This window comes from Stieleria sp., assembly GCF_041595215.1.
Classification (GTDB): Bacteria; Planctomycetota; Planctomycetia; order Pirellulales; family Pirellulaceae; genus Stieleria; species Stieleria magnilauensis.
The window spans coordinates 1-6,065 of the sequence record NZ_JBFHKV010000480.1 but is presented as its reverse complement, the minus strand read 5'-3'; the positions used below and the strand labels follow the sequence as shown (position 1 = coordinate 6,065).

Below are 6,065 nucleotides of genomic sequence, written 5' to 3'. Positions count from 1 at the left end.
AGAATGGAGTCCGTTTCGCGGGCACCGATGTCGTGTTCGTTGATCTTCAACGTGACGACGCGGACTTTTACGCCGGTCGAGGTGGTAACGGGAGGTCCAGGCATTTAATTGTCTCCCGTCACGACTGGTAAACGTGGCATGCGTTCGGACTCGGGACGCAGCTTTTCATCGTACTCGTGTCTGAAGTAGCGCAGCGTGCTGAGCACGGGATTCGGTGCGGTCTGTCCGAGTCCACAGAGGCTGGTGGCCTGGACGACGTCGCAGAGTTCTTCGAGTAAATCGAGGTCCGCTTGTGTTGCCCGACCTTCGGCGATTTTGTCCAGCAACCCGTGCATCTGAACCGTGCCTGCTCGGCAGGGGACACACTTGCCACACGATTCGGTCATACAGAATTCCATGAAGTAACGCGCGACATCGACCATCGACGAGGTCTCGTCCATCACGATCATCCCGCCCGACCCCATGATCGAACCGGCCGAACGCAGCGTGTCGTATTCGACCGACATGTCGAGATGCTCTTCGGGAAGACAGCCGCCGGACGGCCCGCCGGTTTGCACCGCTTTGAACCGTCGTCCGTCGGGGATACCGCCGCCGATCTGTTCGACAATCTCGCGCAAGCGGATTCCCATCGGGACTTCGATCAGGCCGGAATTCGCGATCCGTCCGGCTAACGCAAAGACCTTCGTCCCGGTCGACGCCTCGGTGCCGATTCCCTTGAACCAGTCTCCGCCGCGGTCCAAGATGGAGGGGATATTGGCGAGCGTTTCGACGTTGTTGATCAACGTCGGACACTCCCACAGCCCCTCCTCGGCCGGATACGGAGGCCTGGGCCGCGGCTGCCCACGCAGCCCCTGGATCGACGCCATCAGCGCAGTTTCTTCGCCACACACGAACGCCCCGGCTCCCAGTCGGATCTCGATTTCGAAATTGAACGTCGTGTCACTGATGCGGCGTCCCAACAACCCCTTCTTGGTTGCTTGTTTGATCGCCTTTTTCAGCCGCTCCACCGCCAACGGGTACTCCGCACGAATGTAGACGTAGGCGTGCTCGGCTCCGATCGCGTACCCGGCAAGCGCCATCCCTTCGAGCACCCGATGGGGATCCGATTCCAACACCGCTCGGTCCATAAAAGCACCGGGGTCGCCTTCGTCGGCATTGCAGATCACGAACTTGTGTGGCTCCGGCGACATCGCGACCGTGGACCACTTCAGTCCCGCCGGATAACCACCGCCGCCGCGTCCCCGCAAACCACTCTGCTTGACTTCGCGGAGGACGTCCGCCGGAGTCATCTCGGTCACCGCCCGCACCAGCGACGAATAACCGCCGGCGGCGATGTAATCGTCAAGGTGTTCCGGATCGATGATTCCCGAGTTCTTCAGCACGATGCGTTGCTGGCAGGCAAAGAACGGGATGTCCGTCGGACATCGCAGCCGCTCCAGCGGGGCGCCGCCGAGGCTGGCGTACAGGTCCCCGGTGTCGTCCGGCGTGACGTCTTTGTACATCACGTCTGTTTTCGACTCGGTCGCGTCGACGCTGACCAACGGTCCGGCCGAGCAGAGTCCCATGCATCCGACCGGCTTGACGTGAACGCCGCCATCGGCGTCCTGTTCGGCGTGCTGCCGGAGGCTTTCGAGCACCGCCCCGGCGCCGCTGGACTGGCAACTCGCCGCCATGCAGACGCGGACACAATGCCGTTGTGATTTTTCAGCTTCGGCCGATCGCTCGGCGATCTCCGCCAGGTCTTCCAGGTTCATTCAGATGACCTCCTGAAGCTCGGCGATCAAGCCATCTGGCGTCTGTTCCCCCAACACGTTTCCGTCCAGGACGACGGTCGGAGCCACGCCACAGGAACCGATGCAGCGGGCGCTCAACACGGACAACACATTGTCGTCGGTCGTCTGGCCCGGCTTGACGCCATAACGCGCTTCGATCGCCGACACCAAACCGCGAGACCCTTTGATGTAGCAAGCCGTTCCGGTGCATATCACACAGGTGTGCTCGCCTTGTGGTTTGAGTGTGAACAGATGGTAGAACGTTGCGACCCCGTAAACCTTGCTCAGCGGCAGTTGCAACGACACCGCGACGTAGCGTAGCGAACGGTCTTCCAGATACCCGAAACAACTTTGCACGGCGTGCAACGTTTCGATCAACGCATGTCCCGAATAGCCATTACGCCGCATCGTGACATCGATGATCTTCCAACGTTTATCGTCGTCGGGTGGTGCGACCACGGCGGTTCGTTCGGTTCCCGGACGGTCCATCAACATCGTTTTCGCTCCATCGGTCGAGTTGCCTTGTCGGGATTCATTCTCAGTGTCGACCTCTCAACACGATGGATGTTTCGATCGCACCTCTCATGCATGGGCTCTCACCACTCAGCAGAGGAACGGTTAACCGAGGCCTACCGATAGCAACTCCTGTTCCCAAGCATTTTGTCCGGAAACGGAGAAGCATATCGGCTTTAGAGTGTGCCCATTCGCTCAGCCATAGCGATCACGGCACTCAAACGCCACCACGCCCGTGCCAAGCCGCACACCCAATCGTCACGCAGAAGCCAGCGTCGTGGGCTCGCCGACCAATGCGTAGCGCCGCCACGATCCGACGTTCAACGTGTGGATCGCACGGTCCACGGTGAAACCGAGCGAGACGGGGCGTCGAAGCGGGACACCGTCTACGGCAAACACGAAAAACCGACCGTCCTCTTGAGCCTCCACCGTTCTGATCTGACAGTCGACTCCTTTCTCACGCGCCAGCTTCTCAAGACGGTGGGTGTTCATATCAGAATAAGCACGCATGACTCACCTCACTCAGTCTAGGGGGCAGAGATGTCGAGCGAGGCTTTTCACGTGCAAATGTTGTTCCCTCGTCGCACTGCCCGTGCGGAGCGAAACGGGAAAGGGAAAATAGTTCAACGGAGCCGCTTTCTTTTTCCAAATTTCGTTAAGGGCTTGCCACCGGGATCTCGCAGGAGTGGTGCAGACCTGCAATGCGGTCCTGCCATCGAGTCCGGCGGCCAACCCGCCCCGCAGAGAGGATCAACGAGCAACCAACAGGCGACGTGCAACGAAGGCGCGAGACGGATCAGCGGTGACGCGTGATTCAAAGGAGCACCGAGACGCTTGAACTGCGGCGACATTCGGATCACCAAACCCTACCTGACCATTGCCGGGCAAACGGCCCCCGGCGCGGGCATCACGGGCGCGGGTGTCGTCTCCAGTTATGACGACGGTGTCCACGACATCATCATCGACATCTTCCCGTCTGTTCTCGTCGTGACATCGGATCCGGAGGCGACTGCGTCCAGCTGGGCAGTCTCGGCCCCCATCTACTGAACCGCGATTAGCCTTCGCGTCGTCCGGATGTAGAGCACGCCTTCCGAAAGGGCGGGTGTTGCCAGGACCGGTTCGGACATGGGATTGATTGCCAGGATGTCAAATTCCGCTCCGGCTCGAAGCACGTACACGTTGCCATTTTCCGATGCGCAATAGATTTTTCCGTCGGCGGCAACCAGCGAGGCAACGATTCCGGCTGCTCTGCCGAGACGCTCTTCGTAGATTTTCTCGCCAGACTTCGCGTGGAAACAACGCACCACGCCGTTGGAATTTCCAAGGTACAGGTAGTCACCATAAACAACGGGCGTCGACAGATAGGATCCGCCTCGTTCGACGCTCCACACGACGGCGTCTTTTGAAGCCGCCGATTCGGCTGCCGAAAGATTGCCGCGGGCGTCGGGGCGGACGACGTAAATCGGCGATTTCGCTCCGTGAGCATTCGTAATGTAAATCCAGCCGTTCGCTTCAAACGGTGTTGGAATGGGATTGTCGCCTCCGCCTTCCAAACGCCATCGCTCTTTGCCGGACTCCAGATCGTACGAAACAATCCAGGGCCAGCCGTTGACGACAACTTGGGTCGCGTCATCAGTGGCGTGGATCAGCGGGGTTCCCCAGCTGCGTTCGCAATCGCTGGTCCGGGCTGCTCGCCAGATTTCCTCGCCGGTCTGTAAATTCAGCACCGCGACGAACGGATTGGTCGGATCGTCGCACACCAGCGCGATGCGGTCGTTGTGAATCGCGGGAGAGCTGGCGTAGCCCCAGCCGATCCCGTACTTGCTGATATCGATCACGCCCAAATCGCGTTGCCAAAGCAACTTGCCCTCCATGTCGTAGCAGTACAGCCCTTCCGACCCGAGAAACGCAACCACATGTCGGCCGTCAACACAGACGCTCGTGTTGGCATGAGTCGCTTTCGCGTGCCGCGTGGCCCGCGGTTCGCCCGTTCGCAACGTTTGACGCCATAATTCTTTGCCGCTGGTTTTGTCATAGCACAGAACCACCCACTGCTGCCGGCCGTTGTCGTCGGCGGCGGTCGGTTTTCCTCCGGCGGCGATTTCAAGTTCTGCACTCCCTTCATCCGCGATGGCGGTGATCAGAAACAATTGATCGCCAAAGATCACGGGGCTGCTATGCCCGAGGCCGGGAACCTCGGTCTGCCAGAGCACCCCGTCGAGCGCTCCGGCCGCCGGGTCAGCGTTCCATGTGGTGCGAACAGGAAACCCCTCCGCGACACCTCGGCCGCCAGACCCGCGAAACGCCGGCCAGTCGGTGTTGGATTGTGCGTGCAGGGATTCCCACTGCGTCAGCAAACCAAAAGCCAACAGACCGAAAGCCAGCAGCAGGGTTGCGGGGAAAGATCTCATCAGTGGGCCGTCCGCGTTCGGAGAGGTCGATTCAGGAAAACAAAATTCATGCTGTTGGAATTCGCCGTGACGATGTCCGCAAAGTCATCGCCGTCGAGATCACCAACGGCCAGTCCGTACGTTGCCGCGGCGGGATCACCGAAGGAAGCTTCGACGAATGACTTGCCGTCGCCGCCGTTGAAGAACACCGAATTCGTCTGGCCGACGTTGCCGCAGATCACGTCGATGTTGCCGTCGTTGTTCATGTCGGCAACGGCGATGGCATACGTCACACTGTCGGCGGGGCCAAAAGAATGCGTCTCCAGGATGCCACCCTTGCCATCGCCAAGAAAGAGCTGATTGCTCTGCCGAATGTTGCCGACAACCCAGTCGAGCTTGCCATCGCCGTTCATGTCGGCGACCGCGATGGCTCTGGATTGATCGTTTCCCGTTCCAAAGGTCGTGCGTTGATTGAACTGTAGCGTGCCATCGCCAAACAGGATCTCGTTGGCCTGCCGGTCGCGATTGGCCAGCAACAAATCTTGATGACCATCGGCGTTGATGTCTGCCACGGCGACGTCAATGGTGGAATCATCGCGGCGGCCGAAGGTTGGCCCCGGCCGAAAGTCGGCCGCGCCGTCGTTCAGATAGATTCGGTTGGCCCGGCCGCGGCAAGTGGAAATCAGATCGATGTCTCCATCGGAATCGATATCGGCGACGGTCAGGCTTCGCAGGCTGGAGACGTCTGAGAATTCGCCGTGTGCTGAAAACGTGCCGGTGCCATCGTTCAGAAAGATGCGGCCCGGCGCCATGTCGTTACCGGTGGCGATGTCCAGGTCGCCGTCGCCATCCAGATCGGCGAACTCACACGCGTAAGAGGTTCTGCGATCGCTGCCCAAGGGACGCATGATCGAAAACGTCGACTTGCCGGCGTTGAGAAACAGAAAGTTTTGTTCCGGCCAATGCCGACCATTGGCAACGACGACATCCAGATCGCCGTCGCTGTCGACATCACCCAGTCGTACCGAAGCAGAGCGAAAAACGTCCGTCCCCAGCGCAAGACGATCACCTGTGACAAACGTGCGGTCCTGAGCCATCAGGGGTGCCGTTAGCAACAGACCGAAGATCGACGCCGTCGCATGTCGCAATCTGAACTGCATGTTGAGAGGCTTTCCCGGAACGCGTGTCGGTGGTAGAGAAACAACCCGCCGGTGCGGATTTTCACGCCAACGCAGATTTCTGACGCTGCTCAAGTTAGCCCGCAAATCAGTCGACGCAACACCCGATGGCTGACGTCCACGAAGACCAACGACCACCAATAACCGTGTAACCCTCAATACTGGGCTAGAAGTCGATGTTAATCGCAGTCTGGGTTAGTACGACACCAATT

Annotated in this window: 6 protein-coding genes; 1 reads left to right on the top strand and 5 read right to left on the bottom strand. The window is 59.6% G+C overall.

The features are described from left to right. Window positions 1-104: 104 nt before the first annotated feature. The 3 genes from nuoF to ABX749_RS18260 form a co-directional block, all read right to left on the bottom strand. On the bottom strand, window positions 105-1,754 hold the full coding sequence (gene nuoF, locus ABX749_RS18270) for an NADH-quinone oxidoreductase subunit NuoF (RefSeq protein ID WP_372897228.1): 1,650 nt from the start codon (window positions 1,752-1,754) through the stop codon (window positions 105-107). Further along, complete coding sequence (hoxE, locus tag ABX749_RS18265; protein WP_372897227.1) at window positions 1,755-2,267, bottom strand: bidirectional hydrogenase complex protein HoxE; 513 nt, start codon at window positions 2,265-2,267, stop codon at window positions 1,755-1,757. Window positions 2,268-2,543: 276 nt separating this feature from the next. Next, window positions 2,544-2,795 carry a hypothetical protein gene (locus ABX749_RS18260; protein WP_145219140.1) on the bottom strand — a complete coding sequence of 84 codons (252 nt, stop codon included), beginning with the start codon at window positions 2,793-2,795 and terminating at the stop codon, window positions 2,544-2,546. Between the two features lie 324 nt (window positions 2,796-3,119). On the opposite strand from ABX749_RS18260, the gene ABX749_RS18255 reads away from it, so the two are divergent. Next, window positions 3,120-3,332, top strand: a complete 213-nt coding sequence (locus tag ABX749_RS18255) for a hypothetical protein (protein ID WP_372897226.1) — start codon at window positions 3,120-3,122, stop codon at window positions 3,330-3,332. Here the strand turns inward: ABX749_RS18255 and ABX749_RS18250 are convergent. Together ABX749_RS18250 and ABX749_RS18245 are read right to left on the bottom strand one after the other, a co-directional pair. Continuing rightward, on the bottom strand, window positions 3,326-4,696 hold the full coding sequence (locus ABX749_RS18250; RefSeq protein ID WP_372897225.1) for a PQQ-binding-like beta-propeller repeat protein: 1,371 nt from the start codon (window positions 4,694-4,696) through the stop codon (window positions 3,326-3,328). The genes ABX749_RS18255 and ABX749_RS18250 overlap by 7 nt on opposite strands. Then, entirely contained in the window at window positions 4,696-5,835 is a 1,140-nt protein-coding gene (locus ABX749_RS18245) for an FG-GAP repeat domain-containing protein (protein ID WP_372897224.1), read from the bottom strand. Before ABX749_RS18245 ends, ABX749_RS18250 begins: the two co-directional genes overlap by 1 nt. Window positions 5,836-6,065 lie beyond the last annotated feature (230 nt).

Bases quoted from the DNA above. Each gene is read 5' to 3' on its own strand.
- nuoF (WP_372897228.1), bottom strand. From the start codon at position 1,754: ATGAACCTGGAAGACCTGGCGGAGATCGCCGAGCGATCGGCCGAAGCT.
- hoxE (WP_372897227.1), bottom strand. From the start codon at position 2,267: ATGTTGATGGACCGTCCGGGAACCGAACGAACCGCCGTGGTCGCACCA.
- ABX749_RS18260 (WP_145219140.1), bottom strand. From the start codon at position 2,795: ATGCGTGCTTATTCTGATATGAACACCCACCGTCTTGAGAAGCTGGCG.
- ABX749_RS18250 (WP_372897225.1), bottom strand. From the start codon at position 4,696: ATGAGATCTTTCCCCGCAACCCTGCTGCTGGCTTTCGGTCTGTTGGCT.
- ABX749_RS18245 (WP_372897224.1), bottom strand. From the start codon at position 5,835: ATGCAGTTCAGATTGCGACATGCGACGGCGTCGATCTTCGGTCTGTTG.